Source organism: Aromatoleum sp., assembly GCF_036675785.1.
Lineage (GTDB): Bacteria > Pseudomonadota > Gammaproteobacteria > Burkholderiales > Rhodocyclaceae > Aromatoleum.
The window spans coordinates 67,700-88,292 of record NZ_JAKFEF010000022.1; the positions used below are offsets into that span (position 1 = coordinate 67,700).

The window sequence follows — 20,593 nt, forward strand, 5'->3', positions numbered from 1 at the left end:
TCATGTGCGGCATCCACGGCATTTACCGCTTCGACGACGAACGCGTGTCGCCGGAGCAGCTGTCGACGATGGGGGACGTGACCCGCCACCGCGGGCCGGACGACGAAGGGGCGCATGTCGACGCGTCCGGCCGCTGCGGCATCGCAATGCGTCGCCTGTCGATCATCGACCTCGCCGGCGGCCACCAGCCGATCTCGAACGCCGACGACAGCCTGTGGATCGTCTGCAACGGCGAGATCTACAACTTCCGCGAGCTGCGCGGCGAGCTCGTCGCGCGCGGCTACCGCTTCAAGACCGGCTCGGACAGCGAAGTGCTGCTGCATCTCTACGACGCGTTCGGCGACGACTTCGTGCACCGGCTCGACGGCATGTTCGACTTCGCGCTGTGGGACGCACGCCGCGGGCGGCTCTTGATCGGCCGCGACGCGCTCGGCGTCAAGCCGCTGTACATGCATCGCTCGGCGAAGATGCTCGCGTTCGCGACCGAGGCGAAGGCGCTGCTCGCGCTGCCCGGCGTGCCGCGCGAGCTCGACCGCGACGCCGTCGCCGACTACCTGCACCTCGGCTACGTCGCTGCGCCGCATTCGATGTTCGCCGGCATTCGCAAGCTGCCGCCGGCGACGCTGCTCGCGGTCGAGAACGGCGAGGTCCGCGAGTGGCGTTACTGGCGGCTGCCGTCGCGGGTCGAGCGCGGCGTCGACGAGGCCGAATGGGTCGCGCGCATCCGCGCCGGCCTCGACGCCGCGGTCGAGCGCCAGATGGTCAGCGACGTGCCGATCGGCGCCTTCCTGTCGGGCGGTGTCGATTCGAGCGCGGTCGTCGCGTTCATGGCGAAGCACTCCGGCCAGCCGATCCGCACCTACGCGATCGGCTTCGAGGGCGGCGAGGCCGAGCGGCTCTACAACGAGCTGCCTTATGCGCGGCGTGTCGCCGAGCTCTTCGGCACCGAGCACCACGAGATCGTCGTCAAGCCCGACGTCGTCGGCCTGCTGCCGAAGCTGCTGTGGCACATGGACGAGCCGGTCGCCGATTCGGCCTTCATCACGACCTACCTCGTCTCCGAGTTCGCGCGCCGCGACGTGAAGGTCATCCTGTCGGGCGTCGGCGGCGACGAGCTTTTCGGCGGCTATCGGCGCTATCTCGGCGGTCACTACGTGAAGAAGCTGCAGCGCCTGCCGCGCTGGTCGCGCGACCTGATGTCGCGCACCGCGTCGCTGCTGCCCGCCGACCGCCATTCGAAACTGCTGAATACGATGCGGCTGGCGCGCGGTTTTCTCGCGTCGGCCGAAATGTCGGCGGACGAACGCTACCGCCATTACCTGCAGGTGCTCGACCGCGACGTCGTCGCCGAGCTAATGACCGGGCACGGGGCCGATCGTGACGCGCTCGCCGCCGCGTTCACCTCGGCCGGCGACGACGACCCGTTGAACCGGATGTTCGCCGTCGACGCCGAGACGCAGCTCCCGGACGACCTGCTGCTCCTCACCGACAAGATGAGCATGGCGGTGTCGCTCGAATGCCGCGTGCCGCTGCTCGACCGCGCGCTCGTCGAACTCGCGGCGGCGATCCCCGAATCGCTGAAGGTCCGCGACGGGCGGCTCAAGCACCTGATGAAGGCGGCGCTCGCCGACGTGCTGCCGGCCGACATCCTCGACCGCAAGAAGCGCGGCTTCGGTACGCCGATGGGCGCTTGGCTGAAGCGCGAGCTCGCGCCGGTGCTGCACCGCCTGCTCGCGACCGACGTCGTGCGCGACCGCGGCCTGTTCGATCCGAAGGCCGTCGCACGCCTCGTCGCCGACCACGACGCGGCCCGCATCGACGGCACCGACGCGCTGCTTGCGATGATGAACCTCGAAATCTGGAGCCGGATGTACCTAGACCGTCGCTCGCCCGACGAGGTCGCCGCCGAGCTGAAGGGCTTCCTGCGATGAACATCCTCTACGTGTGCCACCGCTTCCCGTTCCCGCCGAAGCGCGGCGGCAAGATCCGGCCGTTCAACATGATCCGTCACCTGTCGCAGCGACATCGCGTGACGGTGTGCTCGATCGCGCGCTCGGACGCGGAGGCCGAGGAGGGCGCCGGCATCGCGCCGCACTGCGAGCGCTTCGAGATCGGCAAGGTGTCGAACCCGGTGCAGGTGCTGCGCATGGTGGCGCGGCTGCCGACCGCCGTGCCGTCGTCGATGGGCTTCTTCTGGTCGCCGGAGCTCGCCGAGAAGGTCAATGCGCTGCTCGCGGCCGAGCGCTTCGACCTGATCTTCGTGCATTGCTCGTCGGTCGCGCAGTACGTGAGCCACGTGCGCGACATCCCGAAGATCCTCGATTTCGGGGACATGGACTCGCAGAAGTGGCTCGAGTACGTGCGCTACAAGCCGTTCCCGCTGAAGCTCGGCTACTGGCTCGAAGGCAGCAAGATGGAGCGCGAGGAGCGCCGGCTCGCGCAACTTTTCGACCTCTGCACCGCGACGACTCGCGCCGAGTGGGAGACGCTCGAAGGCTACGGCACCGGCGTCGCGACGGACTGGTTCCCGAACGGCGTCGACGCGGAATTCTTCAAGCCGGACGGGCAGGGGTACGACGCTGACACGGTGAGCTTCATCGGGCGCATGGACTACTACCCGAACCAGGAGTGCATGTTCGATTTCTGCGAACGCGCCTGGCCGCTCGTGCGTGCTCGCCGCCCGGGGATGAAGCTGGTGATCGTCGGCGCCGACCCCTCGCCGGCAGTGAAAAAGCTCGGCGAGCTGCTTGGTGTCACGGTGACCGGCTCGGTGCCGGACGTGCGCCCGTACGTGCTGCGCTCGGCGGCGATGGTCGCGCCGCTCAACATTGCGCGCGGCACGCAGAACAAGATCCTCGAGGCGATGGCGATGGGCGTGCCGGTCGTCTCGAGCGGCGTCGCGGCCGGCGGCGTCGACGCGCTCGCCGACGAGCATTTCCTGGTCGCGAACGAACCCGCGCAATACGCCGAAGCGATCCTGCGGATCGCCGAAGACCCGGACGAACGGGCACGGCTCGCGCACGCCGGGCGGCAGCGGATGCTCACGCACCACGCGTGGCCGCGATCGATGGCGCGCCTCGACGCGATCGTCGAGCGCTGCATCGCACGGCACGACAACAACAACCAGCACCAGTCCAACAGGGAAATCGTCGAATGAAAATCAGCATTTTCGGACTCGGATACGTCGGCGCGGTGTCGCTCGCGTGCCTCGCGCGCGACGGGCATTCGGTGATCGGCGTCGATATCGACGCCGCGAAGCTCGACCTGATCCGCGCCGGCACGACACCGGTCGTCGAGGAAGGCATGGTCGAGCTGATGGCGAAGGTCGCCGCGAGCGGCGTCGTCGCGGTGGCGACCGACGTGCGCGAGGCGCTGCTTGGAAGCGAACTGTCGCTCGTCTGCGTCGGCACGCCGTCGGCGGCGAACGGCAGCCAGGACCAGGGCGCCGTGCTTCGGCTTGCGCGAGACATCGGCCGCGCGCTGCGCGACAAGGCAACGCCGCACGTCGTCGTGTTCCGCTCGACGCTCGTGCCCGGCACGGTTGAGGAGACCTTGCGGCCGATCATCGAGGCCGAGTCGGGCAAGCGCGACGGCGAGCATTTCCACCTGTGCTTCCAGCCGGAATTCCTGCGCGAGGGCTCGTCGATCCGCGACTACGACAAGCCGCCCTTCACCGTCGTCGGTGCGAACGACGACTACCCCGTCGAGCGGCTGCGCGAGCTCTTCGGCCACCTGCCGTGCAAGTTCCTGCGCACCTCGGTGCGCGCCGCGGAAATGATGAAGTACTGCTGCAACAACTTCCACGCGCTGAAGATCACGTTCGCGAACGAGACCGCGCGTCTGTGCGATGCGCTCGGCGTCGACCCGTTCGAAGTCATGGAACTTGTCTGCCAGGACACGCAGCTCAACATCTCCCCGGCGTACCTGAAGCCGGGCTTCGCGTTCGGCGGCTCATGCCTGCCGAAGGACCTGCGCGCGACCGCGTACCTCGCGAAGACGCGCGACGTCGAGCTGCCGATGCTGTCCGGGATCCTGCAGTCGAACCGCCAGCACATCGACCGCGCGATCGCGAAGATCCTCGACACCGGCCGTCGCAAGGTCGGCATGCTCGGGTTGTCGTTCAAGACCGGCACCGACGACCTGCGCGAGAGCCCGCTGGTCGTGCTTGCCGAGCAGTTGATCGGCAAGGGCATGCAGCTGTCGATCTACGATCCCGACGTGCAGCTGTCGCGCCTGCTCGGCGCGAACCGGCGCTTCATCGAAACGCAGCTGCCGCACATCGGCGAGCTGCTGAAGCCGGATCTGGCCGACGTGATCGGGAATACGGACGTGCTCGTCGTCGGCGTGTCGAACCCGGCGATCTTCGATGCGCTCGCGACACACGCGCGGGCCGATCAGTACGTGCTCGATCTCGTGAATCTACCGAACGCGGGGATGCTCGCGGCGCGGGTCGATGGGCTGTGCTGGTGACGCGGAGCGCGCGATGAGCGGCGAGCGCACCGACGACCGGATCGACGGAACGAGCCGTCACGCGCGGCTCGCCCGCGTGTGGTTCGCGCTGTTCGTAGTGTCGTCGATTCTCTCAGCTGTAACTGCCGCGACGCTCGTGCCACATCTCCAGAACTCCGCCGAGCTCGTGCGGATGCGCAACGCGTTACTGCTCGAAGCCGAGCCGGCGGTCTACGAGTGGTCACCGGCGGCGGCGCCCGAGGCGTTCGACCTCGACGACGCAACGCCGAACCCGCTTTATGCCGAGGCCGTCCGCGAGCACTCCCTGCGTGTCGAAGGTGACGACTGGGCAAGTGCGCTCGCGATCGGCCGGCATCTTCTCGCGAGCGGCAAGCGCAATGGCGGCGCGATCCAGTCCGACCTCGACGACACCTACCGCCGCATCACGACGCGGGGCGAAGGCTATTGCGGCGACTTCGCCGACGTCTTCACCGGTCTCGCCAACGTGGCTGGCGTGTTCTCGCGACCGTGGGCGTTCTCGTTCGACGGCTTCGGCGGCCACGGCCACATCTTCAACGAGATCTGGGACAGCGGTCGCAGCCGTTGGGTCGCCATCGACGTCTTCAATAACATGTATTTCACCGGCGAAAACGGCGAGCCGCTGTCGGCGATCGAACTGAGGACGGCGCTTGCGGGGGACACGCCGCTCCGCCTCGTCCGGATCGAGCCGTCTGCGCCGCCGGGCTATCAGTACGAGGACAAGGCGATCGCCTACTACCGCCGCGGGTTGCCGGAATGGTACATGTGGTGGGGGAACAACGTGTTCGAGTACGACCAGTCCCCGATCGTGCGCACGCTCGGCGACGCCCATCGCGCGCTCGAACAGCTCGGTGGCGTGGCCGCCGGCGTGCATCCTGCGGTGCGGATTCTCGAAACGCCCGACAACGAGGCGCAGCGCGAGTCGATCTACTGGCTGCGCTTGCGGCTGCTTGCAGCCGTGGTACTCGCGGTCGCGACGATCGTTTGTCTGGCCGTCTGGCTGCGGCTTCGCCGCGGTGCGCAACGCGAATCGGGAAGGGCGCCGCGATGATGCGCGAATCCTCCACGTCGCGGCCCGTCACCACGAAAGAGCTGCCGTGCATCGCGATCTATTCGTCGCTGTTCCCGAGCACGGTTCAGCCCAATGCGGGTCTTTTCGTCCGCGAACGCATGTTCCGGATGGGGGAGTATGCGCCGCTCGTCGTCGTGTCGCCGCAGCCGTGGTTTCCGTTCCAGTCGATCATCAGCCGCTTCAAACCGGGCTATCGCCCGATGCCGCCGCGCGAGGAAACACAGCAGGACGTCACCGTGCTGTTTCCCCGTTTTCTCGCCGTTCCGGGCGTGCTGCGCCGCCTCGACGGGCTGTCGATGGCGGTGTGCACGCTGCCGCTGATGCGGCGGCTGCGCCGCGAGCGGCGGATCGGCGTCATCGACGCGCATTTCGCGTACCCCTGCGGGTACGCCGCTGCGACACTCGGTCGCTGGCTCGGCCTGCCGGTGTCGGTCACGCTGCGCGGCACCGAGTCGCGCCATCTCGCCGACGCGCTGCTGCGGGATCGCGTGCTCGACGCGGTCCGGGGTGCGACGCGCGTGTTCAGCGTGTCCGATTCGCTGCGCCGGCTCGTCGTCGAGCAAGGGGTCGCGCCGCGACATGTCTCGGTCGTCGGCAACGGCGTGGACCTCGGGCGTTTTCGCCCGATTCCGACCGAGCAGGCACGCCGCGAGCTCGGCTTGCCGGACGACGCGAAGGTGCTAGTGTCGGTCGGCGGTCTCGTCGAACGCAAGGGCTTCCATCGCGTTATCGAGCTCCTGCCTGCGCTACTCGAGCGCTTTCCGTCTCTGCACTACATAGCGGTTGGCGGACCGAGCCCCGAAGGCGACATGACGGCGCTGCTCCGCGATCAGGTGCACAAGCTCGGACTCGGGCAGCGCGTGATCTTCACCGGTCCGCTGCCGCCCGACCAGCTGCACATTCCCCTGAGCGCGGCCGACGTGTTCGTGCTGCCAACACGCAACGAAGGCTGGGCGAACGTTTTCCTCGAAGCGATGGCCTGCGGGCTGCCGGTCGTGACGACCGACGTCGGCGGCAACGCCGAGGTCGTGAATGCGCCGAAACTCGGAACGATCGTGCCATTCGGCGAGCCGCACGCGCTGCGCGACGCGATCGGGCGCGCGCTCGAAACCGACTGGGATCGCGAGTGCATCATCGCGTATGCGCGCGACAATACCTGGGACAAGCAGATTTCCGTGCTGCTCGGGCATTTCCGCGAAATGATGGTCGACCGTGGGTCGGCCGGGTCTGCATGACATGACTTCGATCTATACCCGTTTCGCCTCCGGATGGCTCTTCCCGCTGCACGAGCGGTTGAAGGGCCACGACAGCGTCGCGCTGCGCCGCCGGCTCGAGGAGAGCCAGTGGTGGTCGCCCGAACGACTGGAGGCCGACCGCACGGCGCGCCTGCGCGGTTTCCTCGCGCGCATCGGTGCGACCGTCCCATACTACCGCGAGCTGTTTGCGCGGCGCGGGTTCGATCCGGAGCGCGTCGATTCCCTCGACGCGCTCGACGCGCTGCCGCTGCTGACGAAGCCCGCCATCCGCGCGAACGTCGAGGCCTTGAAGGCCGAAGGTCACGGGCCGCTGACGCGCTACAACACCGGCGGATCGTCCGGCGAACCGCTGATCTTCTACATGGACAAACTGCGCAAGAGCCACGACGTCGCGGCGAAATGGCGGGCGACGCGCTGGTGGGGCGTCGACATCGGCGACCGGGAGCTCGTCGTCTGGGGCAGCCCGGTCGAGCTCAACGCGCAGGACCGGCTGCGCGGGCTGCGCGACGGGTTGATGCGCAGCCGTCTGCTGCCCGCGTTTGAGATGTCGCCAGCGAACCTCGACCGTTTCGTCGACGCGATTCGCGCGGCACGCCCGGCGATGCTGTTCGGCTACCCGTCGAGCCTTGCGCTGATCGCCGGTCACGCACGCAAGAAGGGGATCGCGATGAATCAGCTCGGCATCCGCGTCGTTTTCGTCACGTCCGAGAAACTCTACGACGAGCAGCGGCAGACGATCGAGTCGACGTTCGGTGCGCCGGTCGCCAACGGCTACGGCGCGCGTGACGCCGGTTTCATTGCCCATCAGTGCCCGGCCGGCAGCCTGCATATCAGCGCCGAGGACATCATCGTCGAGACGGTCGGCTCTGACGGCAGGCGGACCGCGTCGGGCGAGGCCGGCGAGATAGTCGTCACGCACATGGCGACGCCGGGCTTCCCGTTCGTCCGCTATCGTACCGGCGACGTCGGCGTGTTGAGCGACGAGCGCTGCGCGTGCGGGCGCGGGCTACCGGTGCTGAAGGAGGTGCAGGGGCGGACGACCGATTTCGTCGTCGCGAAGGACGGCACGGTGATGCACGGCCTCGCGCTGATTTACACGGTGCGCGATCTGCCCGGCGTCGAGCGCTTCAGGATCGTGCAGGAATCCTTCGACCGCACCGAGGTGTTGCTCGTCACGAATCCGTCGTTCCGAATCGAATCCGAAGCGCGGATCGTCCGCGATTTCCGTGCGCGGCTGGGACACGACGTTGAGATCGTGGTCCGTCGTGTTGCTGAGATCCCGGCCGAAAAATCCGGCAAGTACCGCTATGTCACGAGTCGGGTCGCCTCCGGCGCGCTGCGGGAGGCCGCCCATGCGTGACATCCTCGTTACCGTGATCGTCCTCGGCGTACTGCCGTTCGTCTTCCGTCACGCGTGGATGGGCGTGATGCTGTGGACGTGGATCAGTATGATGAATCCGCACCGCCTCGCGTGGGGATTCGCCTACGACGCGCCGTTCGCAGCACTTGCCGCGGGAGCGACGCTGATCGCGCTGATCACTTCGAAGGACAAGATCAGCTTCCCCCACCCGCCGCCGGTGAAGGCGCTGATCGTGTTCATTGTCTGGATGGCCATCACCACCGCCTTCGCGGTCTACCCCGGCGAGTCGCTGATCCAGTTGAACAAGATCCTGAAGATTCAACTCATGACGCTCGTTGCGCTGGCCGTGTTACACGAGCGGCTGCACATCCAGTCGTTCGTGTGGATCAATGTGCTGTCGATCGGCTTCTACGGCGTGAAAGGCGGGATCTACACGATCGCCACTGGCGGAGGAGGCCGTGTCTGGGGTCCAGGGGGCTTCATCGGCGGTAACAACGAAGTTGGTCTCGCGATTCTCGTGACGATTCCGCTGATGTATTACCTCTATCTGACGACGCCGCATAAATGGATCAAGCGCGGACTCGCCGGGGCGATGCTGCTGTCCGCCGTTTCCGTGCTCGGAACCCAATCGCGCGGCGCGTTCCTCGCGATCGGCGCGATGTCGCTCGTACTCTGGTGGCGCGCGCCGCGGAAGATGCTGTTCGGAACCGCGCTGGTCGCCACCGGTGTGGCGGCGCTGGCGATCATGCCGTGGTCGGTCGGCGAAAAGGTCGACTCGATCACGAACTACGAGACGGATTCCTCTGCGATGGGGCGTATCAACGCGTGGGAGACCGCGGTCAATATCGCGAACGACCGCGTATTCGGCGCCGGCTTCGAGATGTACGAGAAGGTCGTGTGGGCGGTCTACGCGCCGAATCCCGCCGAGGATCGCGCGTCCGACCCGTCGATTGTCCGTGCTGCGCATAGCATCTATTTTCAAGTGCTGGGGGAGCACGGTTGGATCGGCCTGATTCTCTTCATGATCGTCTGGTGGTTCGTCTGGCGCGACGCGGCGCAATTGCGGCGGAGAACACGGGGCGACCCCGAACTCGAGTGGATCTTCCATCTCGCGGGGATGCTCCAGGTGTCGCTCGTCGGCTACGGGGTCGGCGGAGCGTTCCTCAGCCTTGCGTATTTCGACCTCCCGTACAACCTTCTCGTAATCATCGTCGTCACGCAGCGCTGGCTGCTGCGCTACATCGAGGAGCGGCAGCCGGCCGCAATGGGCACGGGCGGGCAACGTCTATGGCCGCCGCCGGTGACGAGCGGAGCGGCGTCATGATGCTCACCCGCTTACTGGCGGGGCTGCTCTCGCCGCGCGGCGGCCGCGGCCGGCTGTCGATCCTGATCTTTCACCGCGTGCATGCGCAGCCGGACCCGCTCTTCCCTGACGAGCCGGACGCCGAGCGGTTCGACAAGCTGTTGTCATGGATCGGGTCGTCTTTTACGGTGATGCCGCTGGACCGCGCGATTGCGGCGCTGCGCGCCGAAACCCTGCCCCCAAGGGCACTAGCGATCACGTTCGACGACGGTTACGCGGACAACTACCAGGTTGCGCTGCCGCTGCTGCAGAAGCACGGGATGTCCGCCACATTTTTCGTAGCGGCTGGCTTTATCAACGGCGGGCGGATGTGGAACGACGTTGTTATTGAAGTGGTGCGCGGTACCAGGTCGGACCAACTCGATCTGCGCATGCTCGGCTTCCGGCGGTACGACGTGCGAACCGCCGCCGAGCGCCGAGCCGCTATCGACCATCTGCTTCCGCAGATCAAGTATCTGCCTTCCGCCGAGCGCGCCTCGACCGTGGCTGATATTGCGGCACACTGCGCCCCCGTGCTGCCTGATGATTTGATGATGACGTCGGCGCAACTGCGCGCTTTGCGCGCCGCCGGAATGACGATAGGCGGCCACACTCGGACCCATCCAATTCTCTCCCGGCTCGATGATGGCGACGCGTACGACGAGATTTCAGGCGGGAAGACCGACCTCGAACGTATCGTCGGCGAACCAGTGACGCTTTTCGCGTATCCGAACGGCAAGCCAGGACGGGACTATTCGGCGACTCACGCCGTAATGGTCGAACGCGCGGGGTTCGCGGGTGCGGTGTCGACATCCGCGGGCGTCGCGCGGACGGGAACCGACGTCTTTCAGCTCCCGCGCTTCACCCCGTGGGACCGCACTGAATTCCGCTTCGGCCTGCGTCTCGTCAACAACCTTCGTTGCGACGGGAGGATCGCCGCATGATGCTCGGGGTTTCGCTGCGCTTCGGGTTCTCTCTGGCTACGCTCGGTTTGGGGCTGCCGGCTGAGGCAACGCCGGTGCCACTTTCCGACGGGCCGGACGGCATGTCCTGCTACTACTATGCCTCGGGAATGCGCATGGCGTGGCGGCAACCCGGCGGCGACTGGGTGGATGCCGCTGGAAAAGCGCACGGAGACGAAGCCTACAGCGTAGCGCGCGTCGGGCGGGCGAAACAACGGCAGACGGTGTCCTGGGATCTGACGGAGCTTGCGAAACAGTGGGGCGCGAAAGAGCGGCTGCCCGGCGCCCTGTTCCTCCGAGCGCTAGACGCCGGACGATCCGGCGTCGTCAACCTCGCGAGCCGCGAGGCTCAGGAGGTGGGTCCGGTTCTCGTCATCGACTGGGAGGGCGGCCGTTCCACGCGGCTTGCTCCCGTCGCCGACGTTCATTTCTCTTGTCCGAATTCGCGAAGCGACGGCAAGCGTAAAGTGATGCAGGTCGGCCACCGCTATATGGCAGTCGTCGTTTTTCCGTTCGAACGGAAGGGCGACCAGCGGGTTGCGCGCGCGACCCTCGAGATGTCATCCGACAAGCAGTACGACGGCGGCGCGAAGATCGGTATTTTCAGTCCGTTGCTTCCGTGGTTCGAGCCCGGCGAGCCACGCACGGGTTTCGCTGCTGCCCATCCGAGCGACCGCGGCATTGCGGCGGACCCTAATGTGATCTTTGCCGACGATTTTGAGTCTGGGGACTGGCGCTCGAAATGGACCCGCCACAGCCCCCACAGCAACTCCGAGACGGTTCGGGCCGACGGCGGTGACCTTTTCGAGCCGTTTGCCGGCAAGGCGCTGAAAGTCACCGTCGAGAAGGGCAAGCGCCTCGGCCTAGGAATGCATTACCGCTTCGAGGACCATCCCGCGGGGGAACCCGAGGAAGCATTCTTCCGGTACTACCTACGCTTTGGCGATAGCTGGAATCCGACGACGGGCGGCAAGCTTCCCGGCCTCGCAGGTACGTATGACCGCGCCGGATGGGGTGGTCGTCGGGCAGACGGAGTCAACGGCTGGTCGACCCGCGGCAGCTTTTTCCCGCGCCTTTCGAGGGAGATGGAGTTCGAGGACCTACGTGGGATCGGCTCGTATGTCTATCACGCGGGCATGGACAGCGAGTACGGCGACTCGTGGGGATGGAGCCTCGGACCTTCTGGCGCGCTGAAGAAGAACCGCTGGTACGCCGTCGAGCAGCAGGTGCGACTGAATACGCCGGGCGAGGCCAACGGCATACTTCGCGCCTGGGTTGACGGCCGACTCGTGTTCGAAAAGCTCGACATGCGTTTTCGTGATGTGCCGGACCTGAAGATCGAGTCCTTATGGATGAATGTGTATCACGGCGGCACTGCGCGTGCGAAGTCGGATCTCGTACTCTATATCGACAACGTCGTCGTCGCCCGCGAGTATATCGGGCCGATGGTGCGGCCCTGAGCGGTATCGGCGGAGGGCCGAGTCCATGCGCTTTTCCGCCTTCCTAAACAGTGATGCGCAGGCCCCGTCAATACTGTTTCTTGTCGTCTTGTTTCTGATTCATGTTGCTGCCGCCCAGGCGGATGAGCCGGTCCGTCCACGGCTCGAGGCGAAACCCGACGTACAGAAGATTCTCGGTCGGCTGAGACCGAACGAGGCGGTGCTCCTCGGTAAGGCGAGCGTCGTCGGCGATTTCAACGCTGTCGCCCGCCGCTTCGATCTCGACTCCACCGGTCCACGTGCGAGGGACTACTCGATCAAGATGGTTTGGGTGCCGGAGCGTCGCCGCGCGCTCTTCGCGGGAGCGAATCACGGCAGGCCGCATCGCCTGAACGACGTATGGGAATTCGACCTCGCCGCGCTCTCGTGGGTGCTGCTGTACCCGCCAGACAATCCCCGCAGCTATTCGGGGCTCGGGAGCGACTACAGCGACGTCGAGTTCCGCGACGGCATCCTCATCACGAGGCGGGGGGGGCCGGTGGTCATCGCGCACACTTGGTGGGGCCTGACGTGGGATCCGAAAATCCGCAGGATGTTGTTCATGAACACGTGGGACACGAAGGAGGAGGAGGCGATCCGTCTCGTCGGTGGCGACCCGGCACAACGGTACACCGGTCCGCCGCTCTGGTCCTTCGATCCGCAGATGGGGAAGTGGGAGTTCGTCCAGACTGAGCGCCCTTGGCCAGCCGCGCCGTTCGGAGCGATGCTCGAGTATGTGCCGGAACTCGCGGGGTCAGTCTGGCACATGAACAACTGGAAGATGCGCGGAGCCTGGCTCTACCGGGCGCCGGAGCGATCGTGGTCGAACCTGCATGCGAATCGGGAGGCCGGGAATTTCAAGCAGGCCGCGCCCGGTGCCGAACTCGTCGGTTACTACGACCCCTCACGCCGCATCGTCGTTGCTCAGCGGCGCAAGGAGACTTTTCACTTCGACGTCGCGCAGGCGGCCTGGAAGAAGGTGGCGACGGCGGCGAAGGACGACGAGTCGATGCCCTACGGCCACGACGCCCGAAACCCGTTCCACTACGACCCGGTCAGCCGCTTCGGCTTGCTTGTCGACGTGCGGGGCGGCGCGGTTTGGAGCTACGACCCCGACGGTGTGAAATGGACGCGTCTGGAGCCCAAAGGCGACCCGATGCCGCGCGGTAAGCGCTCGCTCGCGTACGTGGACCATGCGGCGAAGGTGCTGGTCGTCATCGACGACACGACGGTCTGGGCCTACCGATACCGCTGATCGCGGCCGCGGCGGCGGACCGCGTTACTCCTGGCCGCCCTCGGCGCCTGCGCTTGTATTCTGCACGCCGGGTTCGCGCCACTTCCCGGCACGCTGTAGCTTCTCACGCAGGCCGGGCAGCGGAAAACCCTGAGCGTACGCACGATGCGCACTCTCGAGCGCCTTGTCGTAGTCCTTGATCTGAAAATACGCGAGGCCGAGGTTGTAGTTCACGTTGGCGTTGTTGCTGTTGAGCGTCCTGGCCGTCTCGAATTTTGCGACCGCTTCCTGCGTGCGGCCCGATTTCAGCAGAAACAGTCCGTGGATCGCCTTGACCATCGGATCATCCGGCCTCCAGCGCTCGCCGCGGATCATGTAGCACTCGACCGAATACGTCGCGCCGCGTACGTGCGCCGCTTTTTCGCGGAAGCCCAGCTTCAACATCGCCATCAGCGCTCGATGATGGTTAGGGAAGGAATTGAGAGTGTAGGACAGGTTGCTCGCGAGACCCGTCAACGGCCGCTTGGTAAGGTTTTCCTGTGCTCGCCCGAAGTGGAAGCGCTCAACGAGTTCGAGGCGCTTCGTTTCGACTCGATAGTCGAACGGCCCGAACCCTGCCGTCAGTTCGCCGCAGACGTTCACGTCTTGCGCGTTCGCGAAAGAAGCTCCCAGCCCGATAAGGGCCGTGATTGCCATGCTGCTAAGTCCTTTCCCGAATCCTTTCATGAATGACACCCCCGTGTAGCGACAGTGGGTTTCGCCGAGCGAATGCCTGATAACAGGCATATGCGGTACGAACATTCCGCGCGACACTGCGGGCAGCGAGACTGCGCAGTGGACGTTCGAACGCCTCCTCCATGCCTCGCCGCACTCCATCGTATTTATACCGTGCGGCAGGAGACGGATATTATATGGGGCATTCGTTTGATTCGTGGTTGAATGGACGAAGAATGGCTCCCGTGCATGATAATAATCGATAACAAACTGGCCGGCTCCACCTCTGCTGCGGATGATCGATCGATGAATATAAGAAAAGCCCTTGGGGTCAGTTTTGTAACAGAAATTATCATTTTTCTGATTTCATTTTTAAGCGTAATCGTCGTTTCCCGTCTGCTTACGCCCGAAGAAATCGGAATTTATTCCGTCTCGGTGGCGCTGCTTGCGTTTGCGCATGTTTTTCGCGATTTCGGCGTAGGTAAGTATCTGATTCAGGTAGAAATAGTGACTCGGGAAAGGGTGCGCGCCGCATTTTCCGTGACGCTGATGTTTTCGTGGACGATTGCAGTCGCGCTTTATCTCCTCCGCTTCCCTGCTGCGGAGTTTTACGGTAATCGAGGTATTGCAGAAGTTCTGCGTCTCGTGGCAATCAATTTCGTAATATTGCCCTTCGGCTCGCCGCTGATGTCGCTACTGAGGCGAGAAATGCGGTTTGGGACGATCGCGGGTGTCCGTGCTGTGAGCACTTCAGTAAATGCCGGGGCGACGATCGCAGCGGCACTGGCCGGCGAAAGTTATCTAAGCATGGGCTGGGGTGCGGTGGCCGGAAATATCAGCAATGTGATTTTGCTTAGCATGATTCGTCATGAGGATTCTCTGATGCTGCCGAGCTGGCGCGGCGTAGGCGAGGTACTCGCATTCGGGTCGAAGGCAAGCGGCGTTTCGGTCATTGGCCAGTTGGGCGGCAGCGCGCCCGATCTGATTTTCGGCCGCACGCTCGGTTTCTCCGAAGTCGCGTTCTACAGCCGGGCCGCAAGTATCACGAGCACGCTCCTCGGCAAGTTCGTCACAATGGTCAAGGGCGTGCATTTCCCGTCGTTCGCGAAGGAGACTCGCGCAGGGCGCGATCCGGCGATGCTCTACGCGCAGTCGACCTTGTACATGGTCGGCGTCACGGTTCCGGCGCTCGCGGTGCTCGCGCTGATTTCCGATGCGCTCATCGTGTTTATGTTCGGCCCGCAGTGGGGGCGGTCGACGCCGCTCGCATCGATGCTCTGCGTCTTCGGCATGCTGTCGGCGCCTTATTCCCTGTGCGATACTGCACTGATCGCGTGTGGTAAGGTCGGGCGCGTGCTACGCATTCAGTGGTGGCTCCAGTCCGCCCGCATCCTCGTGATGTTGACGTCGATCTGGCTGTCGCTCGAGCAGGTGATCATGCTTCTTGTGGCAACCGCTTCGCTGAGCGCAGGTCTGCACCAGTACGCGTTGCGCGATGCGTTTGGCCTGACCTTCGGGATGCTTTGGCGGCAGGTGCGCGAGGCCTATCTGATCGCGTTGTTCACGCTGCCGGCCCCGGCTCTGCTGAAGTATTTCTTTATTCGCGAGGGCATTGACGTAGCAAGCTTCGGGTTTCTCGCCGGCGCGACGGCACTTGCTGCGCTCGGGTGGTTCGCAGGGGTGCTATGGTTCGATCATCCCCTCAAGCGCGATGCGCTGTTCGCGTGGCAGAAGTTCGTGACGCTGGCGCTGGGGCGCCCCAAAGCGCCATGACGTCGGCTGCGGCGGCCCCCCCGCGCGGTGTCTTTCCCACCTCGGAACTCGTTAGCGCCGTGCTCGGCGATCTCGCTGCGCGCGTCGGCCGTGACATCGCGCCCCCGCCCGGGGCGATTCATCTGATCGCGAACCCGTATTCACGCGTGTTTCGCATCGAGGTCGACTCCGGGCGCAATGGGCTGCGGGTCTTCCTGAAGATGCCGCGGGTCCGGCACGACAACCGACAGAGGGTCGCCGCTGCTCTGCGAAATGAATTCGATGCGCTGACGTTTCTCGAAGGGCGCTTCGGGCCGGGCACGGGCCTCGGCGTCGTCAGCCCGCTCGGGCTATATTCCGAGTACCACGCACTCGCGACGCTCGAAGCACCGGGCGCGTCGCTGCGTTCCGAGCTTGCGTCCGCATCGGCGTGGCTCGTCGGACGCCAGCGTGGGCAGCGGATGCGCGAGCTCGTCCGGAGCTGCGGCCGCTGGCTGCGGCAATTCCATGCGCTGACCACCCAACCTTCCGCATCGTTCGACGTGGGGGAGCTCGCCGAGTACTGCGGGGAGCGGCTCGACACACTCGCGCGCCGCGCGGCGTCGACCTCGGCGGGCAATGCCGTCGCCGAGATCGCCCGACGCATCGAATTGCATGCCCGACGACTGCGTGGCGCCGAATGCCTCATGGCCGGCCGTCATAACGACTTCGCGGCTCACAACATCTTCGTTTCCGATACGGGAACGACCGTCCTCGATTTCTACATGTTCGATTACGGGCCGATTCACTACGACGTCTGCAGCTTCTGGATGGACCTCGAGTTCATGAAATTCGATCCGCGCTACCGCAGCAGCTTCCTGTCGACGCTGCAGAGCGATTTCCTCGCCGCGTACGACGGGCTGGACGGGCAGGAGCCGCTGTTCGAACTGGTTAAGGGCCGATATCTCGTTAATCGCATGCTCAACGCGACCGGACGGGGCCGCAGCCGATCGATTTCAGGAATCGGCTCGCGCCTCGAAGCGACGGCCTGTAAACGGGCGCTCCTCCGCTCGCTTCAAGGTGTATCCGACGGCGCGCCGCTCTGAGCGCCGCTCTTTCCGCGACAGTCTGCCAATATGAAGCTCTACTACTACAAGGATCCTCGCGGCAATTTCGGGGACGATCTCAATCCTTGGCTCTGGAGCCGGCTGCTTCCAGATGTGCTCGACGGCGACGACAGCACGCTGTTTGTCGGCATCGGCACGCTCCTGAACCATCGGCTGCCCGACGCGCCCGTCAAACACATATTTGGCTCCGGCTACGGCTATGGCGAACTGCCGCGGATCGATGGGCGGTTTGTTTTTCACGCGGTGCGTGGCTACGGGACCGCGCGCATGCTGGGCCTGAGCGAGAAGACAGTCGTCACCGACGCGGCGGTACTGTTGAAGACGGTCGCGTTCGAGCGTGCGCCGGCGGCGAGGCACCGGATCGGCTTCATTCCGCACTGTCAAAGCAGCCGATATTTCGATTGGGAGTCGGTGTGCGCCGAGCTCGGCTTCAAGTACATCAGCGCCGAATGGGACGTCGATACCGTGCTGCGTGAGATGACGAGTTGCGAGGCCCTCGTCTGCGAAGCGATGCACGGCGCGATTGCGGCGGATACCCTCCGCATCCCGTGGATTCCCGTGTCCTGCTACGACTACATCTCGTCGTTCAAATGGGAGGACTGGCTCTCGACGCTCGAACTTCCCTACGCGCCGGCGCGGATCACTTCCCTCTACGACATCGAACGGTCGTTCTCTCCAGGGTTGAAGATTAAGAACCATGTCAAACGCGGGCTGCGCGCGGTCGGAGCGTGGTCGCCGAACTGGACGCCGCCGCCACGGCGCAAGACCGGCCGCGAGGAATTCGATCGCGCGGCCGACGAACTGCGCGTCGCGGTCCGGGGACCGCAATACCTGAGCCGCGACGAGGTACTCGACGCGCATGTGTACCGCTATCTCGAACTGCTCGACTCGATGAAGAGGGGCAACTGATGACGGTCGAAAGTGAATGGGAGCTTCGTTGCCATGCGGGGGTGCGTCGGTGAGCGAGGCGGTCCACCGGATGCGGAATGCCTGCGAAAAACAGACGGCGCGGTTCGCGAGCTTGTCGAACCGCGTGCTGCGCGGTTTCGGGCTACAGCTTGTCCGTGTTCGTTCCGCGCCTGCCGACGCCCCCTTGCCGCCGCTCGAGGATCACCCGGTCGCTGCGTTACTTGCGAGTCGCGTAGGCCGAAAGGTCGCTTTCCCGTGTCCCGTAGGGTCGATCGTCACGCTCAACGGCTTGCGTTTTGGCGGCCTCGGCTGGCATCCGTTCTCGGCGGCGTTACGCTCGTATGCGTCGAACGGAAGGGTCGCTGCGGAAGCGGCATTGGCGCGCTTCTACTCCTTCTGGCAGCCGGCGGATGCCGCCTGCGCGATCGCGGGGTTTCATGAACGGCCGAGGGCGCTGCGGTCGGCGCCGGCTCATGCCTATCACTTCAGCCCCTGGTCCGATAAGACGCTCCAGCAGGAGCTCGCCCAGATCGAGCGCTACTATCGCGCGGACTATGTCGAGCACGGCTGCGCCAGCTTGCAGCTCGACATCGACGGTTTCAAGCATCATGGCCCGGTGAGCGCACAACTCGCCCGGATCGAGCTCGAGCGTCTCCTGCACATCTATGACTGCCTTGCCGCGCAGGGCTACGACCGGCGCCATGGGCACGTCCACGTCTATCTCCTCCGTCGTGGTGGCGAGCTCCGCTTCATCTGCCGCGGCGGACTCCACCGCGTTGCGGCGGCGGATGCGCTTGGCCACGAATGTGTCCCGGCGACGCTTTGCGCGCCATACGTCGTCGAGGCGGACGAGAGCGAACACTGGCCGCAGGTCGCGAACGGGTGCTGGGACGGAGAGGGCGCCCGGCGCTACTTTCATCACCTGTTCGATTTCGATGCACCCGGCTGGGCGAGCGCCCTCGGCATTGTGGGCGAGCCGGGAGAGTCGCCCCGTGAATCGCAAGCTGCGACCGGGATGGCGATGGAACGGGACGCGCCCGGTGCGGGCGTCCTCGGAGCCGATGCAGACGCCGCAGCCGGCCAATAAGAACGACGAATCTGGGAGGGAATATGAGAGCTTCGTTCCTCGGACAACTGTCCATCTCGGCGCGCCCGACGGACGCCGTGCCACTAGGTGGCGCGATCGCGTTCGACGGCGGCTACGTGCGGGTCGGCGATCGGGTCGGCGACCGCGCCGACGTCGCCCGGCATGACGGACTGGTGTGCATCGCTTCCGGCGCCGCGAATTTTCCGTCAGGCCGGTCGGCGGAACACGGGCAGGGGGCACTGTGGATCGACGCATACCGCGCACACGGCGTTCTCGCCGCTGCGCGGGCGCGCGGGCGCTTTTCGGTCGTCATCATCGACACCGTCGCGCGACGCGTATGGGCGGCAACGGACCGCTTCGCGACTTATCCGGTCTGCCTGGCGCCCGACGAGGCCGGCTGCCGCTTCGCCGACCGGGCCGACGCCTTAGCCCACGAGCGCGCTGAGCTGTCCCCGCAGGGCATGTTCGACTACCTCTTCTTTCACGTCGTCCCGGCGCCGCTGACAATCTTCGAAGGGGTCGTGCGGCTCGAGCAGGGGCACTACGCGCTATGGGAGAATGGTCGCCTCGAGCGCGACGCCTGGTGGAAACCCGAGTTCGCCGAGCCGGGCTCGGGCAATTTCGACGCGGCGAAACGGGAATTTCTCGACCTCGTCCGCCGCGGCGTCGAGCGCGAAGCGCAGGGCGACCGCGTCGGCGCATTTCTCTCCGGCGGCACCGACAGCTCCACCGTGTCCGGAATGCTGTGTGAAGTCCTCGGCAGGCCCGCGCGCACGTATTCGATCGGCTTCGACGCGGCGGGTTACGACGAGATGGAATATGCCCGGATCGCCGCGAAGTGCTTCGGCACGGATCACCACGAGTACTACGTAACCCCGGACGATCTCCTCGACGGCATTCCGAAGGTCGCCACACATTTCGACCAGCCCTTCGGCAACTCGTCGGCGGTGCCGGCATGGATCTGCGCGACGCGGGCGCGTGAGGACGGCGTGACGAAGATGCTCGCGGGCGACGGCGGCGACGAGCTGTTCGGCGGCAACGTCCGCTACGCCAAGCAGCGCATGTTCGGACTCTACGACAGCGTGCCGCCGTTGCTGCGCTCGGCGGCGCTCGAACCGCTGCTCGGGCTCGCGCCGCTCCAGCATGTCGCGATCGTGCGCAAGGGCGCGAGCTACGTCGAACAGGCGCGCGTACCGATGCCGGACCGGATGCAGATGTACAACATGCTGATCCGTCTCGGGACAGAGAACGTCTTCGCGCCCGATTTTCTCGCACGTGTCGATCAGGAGGAACCGTTTCGCGCGCAGCGCGAGGTGTGGCGCGCGGCACGCGGGGACGCCCTGATCAACCACATGCTGGCGTACGACTGGAAATACACCCTCGCCGACAACGATCTGCCGAAAGTGATCGGGACGACGCAGCTCGCGGGTGTGGACGCCGGCTTTCCGCTCGTCACCGACGAACTGCTCGAGTTCTCGATGACGCTGCCGCCGGAGTGGAAGCTCAAGCGCTTTCAGTTGCGTTGGTTCTTCAAGGAGGCGCTGCGCGGCTTCCTTCCCGACGAGATCATCGCGAAGAAGAAGCACGGCTTCGGCCTGCCGTTCGGGGTCTGGGTGTGCAAGCACGACGGGCTGAAGGCGCTCGCGTTCGACGCGCTCGAGAGCTTCAAGCATCGCGGAGTCGTCCGACCCGGCTTCATCGACACGCTGCTGAAGGAGCATCTGCCCGCGTACCCCGGTTACTACGGCGAAATGGTGTGGATCCTGATGGTCATGGAGTTCTGGCTGCGGTCGCGGGTGCCGGAGTGGCACATTCGGTGAGTCGCCCCACGGT

The 20,593-nt window shown here is 65.3% G+C and carries 16 protein-coding genes; 15 read left to right on the forward strand and 1 reads right to left on the reverse strand.

The features are described 5' to 3' along the window. Positions 1–2: 2 nt before the first annotated feature. Genes asnB through V6M37_RS05355 form a run of 10 tightly spaced genes read left to right on the forward strand, consistent with a single transcriptional unit; the run spans position 3 to position 13,213 of the window. The gene (gene asnB / locus V6M37_RS05310) at positions 3–1,931 is read left to right on the forward strand and encodes an asparagine synthase (glutamine-hydrolyzing) (RefSeq protein ID WP_332671485.1); all 1,929 of its coding nucleotides are present in this window, start codon (positions 3–5) and stop codon (positions 1,929–1,931) included. Further along, positions 1,928–3,157, forward strand: coding sequence for a TIGR03087 family PEP-CTERM/XrtA system glycosyltransferase (locus V6M37_RS05315; protein ID WP_332671486.1), 1,230 nt, complete (start codon positions 1,928–1,930; stop codon positions 3,155–3,157). Before asnB ends, V6M37_RS05315 begins: the two co-directional genes overlap by 4 nt. Further along, a complete protein-coding gene (locus V6M37_RS05320; RefSeq protein WP_332671487.1) occupies positions 3,154–4,470 on the forward strand; it encodes a nucleotide sugar dehydrogenase in 1,317 nt (438 codons plus the stop codon). Before V6M37_RS05315 ends, V6M37_RS05320 begins: the two co-directional genes overlap by 4 nt. A 13-nt stretch (positions 4,471–4,483) precedes the next feature. Further along, positions 4,484–5,539, forward strand: coding sequence for a transglutaminase domain-containing protein (locus V6M37_RS05325; protein ID WP_332671488.1), 1,056 nt, complete (start codon positions 4,484–4,486; stop codon positions 5,537–5,539). Then, entirely contained in the window at positions 5,536–6,795 is a 1,260-nt protein-coding gene (locus V6M37_RS05330) for a glycosyltransferase (protein ID WP_332671489.1), read from the forward strand. Before V6M37_RS05325 ends, V6M37_RS05330 begins: the two co-directional genes overlap by 4 nt. A 1-nt stretch (position 6,796) precedes the next feature. Further along, positions 6,797–8,176 (forward strand): phenylacetate--CoA ligase family protein, encoded by a 1,380-nt coding sequence (locus V6M37_RS05335; RefSeq protein WP_332671490.1) that lies wholly within the window; start codon positions 6,797–6,799, stop codon positions 8,174–8,176. Beyond that, entirely contained in the window at positions 8,169–9,500 is a 1,332-nt protein-coding gene (locus V6M37_RS05340; RefSeq protein WP_332671491.1) for a putative O-glycosylation ligase, exosortase A system-associated, read from the forward strand. Before V6M37_RS05335 ends, V6M37_RS05340 begins: the two co-directional genes overlap by 8 nt. Further along, positions 9,497–10,462 carry a polysaccharide deacetylase family protein gene (locus V6M37_RS05345; protein ID WP_332671492.1) on the forward strand — a complete coding sequence of 322 codons (966 nt, stop codon included), beginning with the start codon at positions 9,497–9,499 and terminating at the stop codon, positions 10,460–10,462. Before V6M37_RS05340 ends, V6M37_RS05345 begins: the two co-directional genes overlap by 4 nt. Further along, positions 10,459–11,940, forward strand: a complete 1,482-nt coding sequence (locus tag V6M37_RS05350) for a polysaccharide lyase (protein WP_332671493.1) — start codon at positions 10,459–10,461, stop codon at positions 11,938–11,940. The genes V6M37_RS05345 and V6M37_RS05350 overlap by 4 nt, the downstream gene beginning before the upstream one ends. 25 nt (positions 11,941–11,965) lie before the next feature. Continuing rightward, complete coding sequence (locus V6M37_RS05355; protein WP_332671494.1) at positions 11,966–13,213, forward strand: hypothetical protein; 1,248 nt, start codon at positions 11,966–11,968, stop codon at positions 13,211–13,213. A gap of 24 nt (positions 13,214–13,237) precedes the next feature. Here the strand turns inward: V6M37_RS05355 and V6M37_RS05360 are convergent, their stop codons facing one another. Beyond that, complete coding sequence (locus V6M37_RS05360; protein ID WP_332671495.1) at positions 13,238–13,993, reverse strand: tetratricopeptide repeat protein; 756 nt, start codon at positions 13,991–13,993, stop codon at positions 13,238–13,240. Positions 13,994–14,131: 138 nt separating this feature from the next. Here V6M37_RS05360 and V6M37_RS05365 point away from each other — a divergent pair, with 138 nt between their 5' ends. The 5 genes from V6M37_RS05365 to V6M37_RS05385 are packed head-to-tail and all read left to right on the forward strand — an operon-like array spanning position 14,132 to position 20,580. After that, entirely contained in the window at positions 14,132–15,679 is a 1,548-nt protein-coding gene (locus V6M37_RS05365; RefSeq protein ID WP_332671496.1) for an oligosaccharide flippase family protein, read from the forward strand. Between the two features lie 59 nt (positions 15,680–15,738). Further along, positions 15,739–16,743, forward strand: a complete 1,005-nt coding sequence (locus V6M37_RS05370; protein WP_332671497.1) for an aminoglycoside phosphotransferase family protein — start codon at positions 15,739–15,741, stop codon at positions 16,741–16,743. Positions 16,744–16,773: 30 nt separating this feature from the next. Continuing rightward, positions 16,774–17,673 (forward strand): polysaccharide pyruvyl transferase family protein, encoded by a 900-nt coding sequence (locus tag V6M37_RS05375; protein WP_332671498.1) that lies wholly within the window; start codon positions 16,774–16,776, stop codon positions 17,671–17,673. 49 nt (positions 17,674–17,722) lie between these two features. Then, positions 17,723–18,760: a hypothetical protein gene (locus V6M37_RS05380; RefSeq protein WP_332671499.1), complete on the forward strand. Its 1,038-nt coding sequence runs from the start codon at positions 17,723–17,725 to the stop codon at positions 18,758–18,760. A 23-nt stretch (positions 18,761–18,783) separates the two neighbouring features. Next, on the forward strand, positions 18,784–20,580 hold the full coding sequence (locus V6M37_RS05385) for an asparagine synthetase B family protein (protein WP_332671500.1): 1,797 nt from the start codon (positions 18,784–18,786) through the stop codon (positions 20,578–20,580). Positions 20,581–20,593 lie beyond the last annotated feature (13 nt).

Bases quoted from the DNA above. Each gene is read 5' to 3' on its own strand.
- asnB (WP_332671485.1), top strand. From the start codon at position 3: ATGTGCGGCATCCACGGCATTTACCGCTTCGACGACGAACGCGTGTCG.
- V6M37_RS05315 (WP_332671486.1), top strand. From the start codon at position 1,928: ATGAACATCCTCTACGTGTGCCACCGCTTCCCGTTCCCGCCGAAGCGC.
- V6M37_RS05320 (WP_332671487.1), top strand. From the start codon at position 3,154: ATGAAAATCAGCATTTTCGGACTCGGATACGTCGGCGCGGTGTCGCTC.
- V6M37_RS05325 (WP_332671488.1), top strand. From the start codon at position 4,484: ATGAGCGGCGAGCGCACCGACGACCGGATCGACGGAACGAGCCGTCAC.
- V6M37_RS05330 (WP_332671489.1), top strand. From the start codon at position 5,536: ATGATGCGCGAATCCTCCACGTCGCGGCCCGTCACCACGAAAGAGCTG.
- V6M37_RS05335 (WP_332671490.1), top strand. From the start codon at position 6,797: ATGACTTCGATCTATACCCGTTTCGCCTCCGGATGGCTCTTCCCGCTG.
- V6M37_RS05340 (WP_332671491.1), top strand. From the start codon at position 8,169: ATGCGTGACATCCTCGTTACCGTGATCGTCCTCGGCGTACTGCCGTTC.
- V6M37_RS05345 (WP_332671492.1), top strand. From the start codon at position 9,497: ATGATGCTCACCCGCTTACTGGCGGGGCTGCTCTCGCCGCGCGGCGGC.
- V6M37_RS05350 (WP_332671493.1), top strand. From the start codon at position 10,459: ATGATGCTCGGGGTTTCGCTGCGCTTCGGGTTCTCTCTGGCTACGCTC.
- V6M37_RS05355 (WP_332671494.1), top strand. From the start codon at position 11,966: ATGCGCTTTTCCGCCTTCCTAAACAGTGATGCGCAGGCCCCGTCAATA.
- V6M37_RS05360 (WP_332671495.1), bottom strand. From the start codon at position 13,993: ATGTTCGTACCGCATATGCCTGTTATCAGGCATTCGCTCGGCGAAACC.
- V6M37_RS05365 (WP_332671496.1), top strand. From the start codon at position 14,132: ATGGACGAAGAATGGCTCCCGTGCATGATAATAATCGATAACAAACTG.
- V6M37_RS05375 (WP_332671498.1), top strand. From the start codon at position 16,774: ATGAAGCTCTACTACTACAAGGATCCTCGCGGCAATTTCGGGGACGAT.
- V6M37_RS05385 (WP_332671500.1), top strand. From the start codon at position 18,784: ATGAGAGCTTCGTTCCTCGGACAACTGTCCATCTCGGCGCGCCCGACG.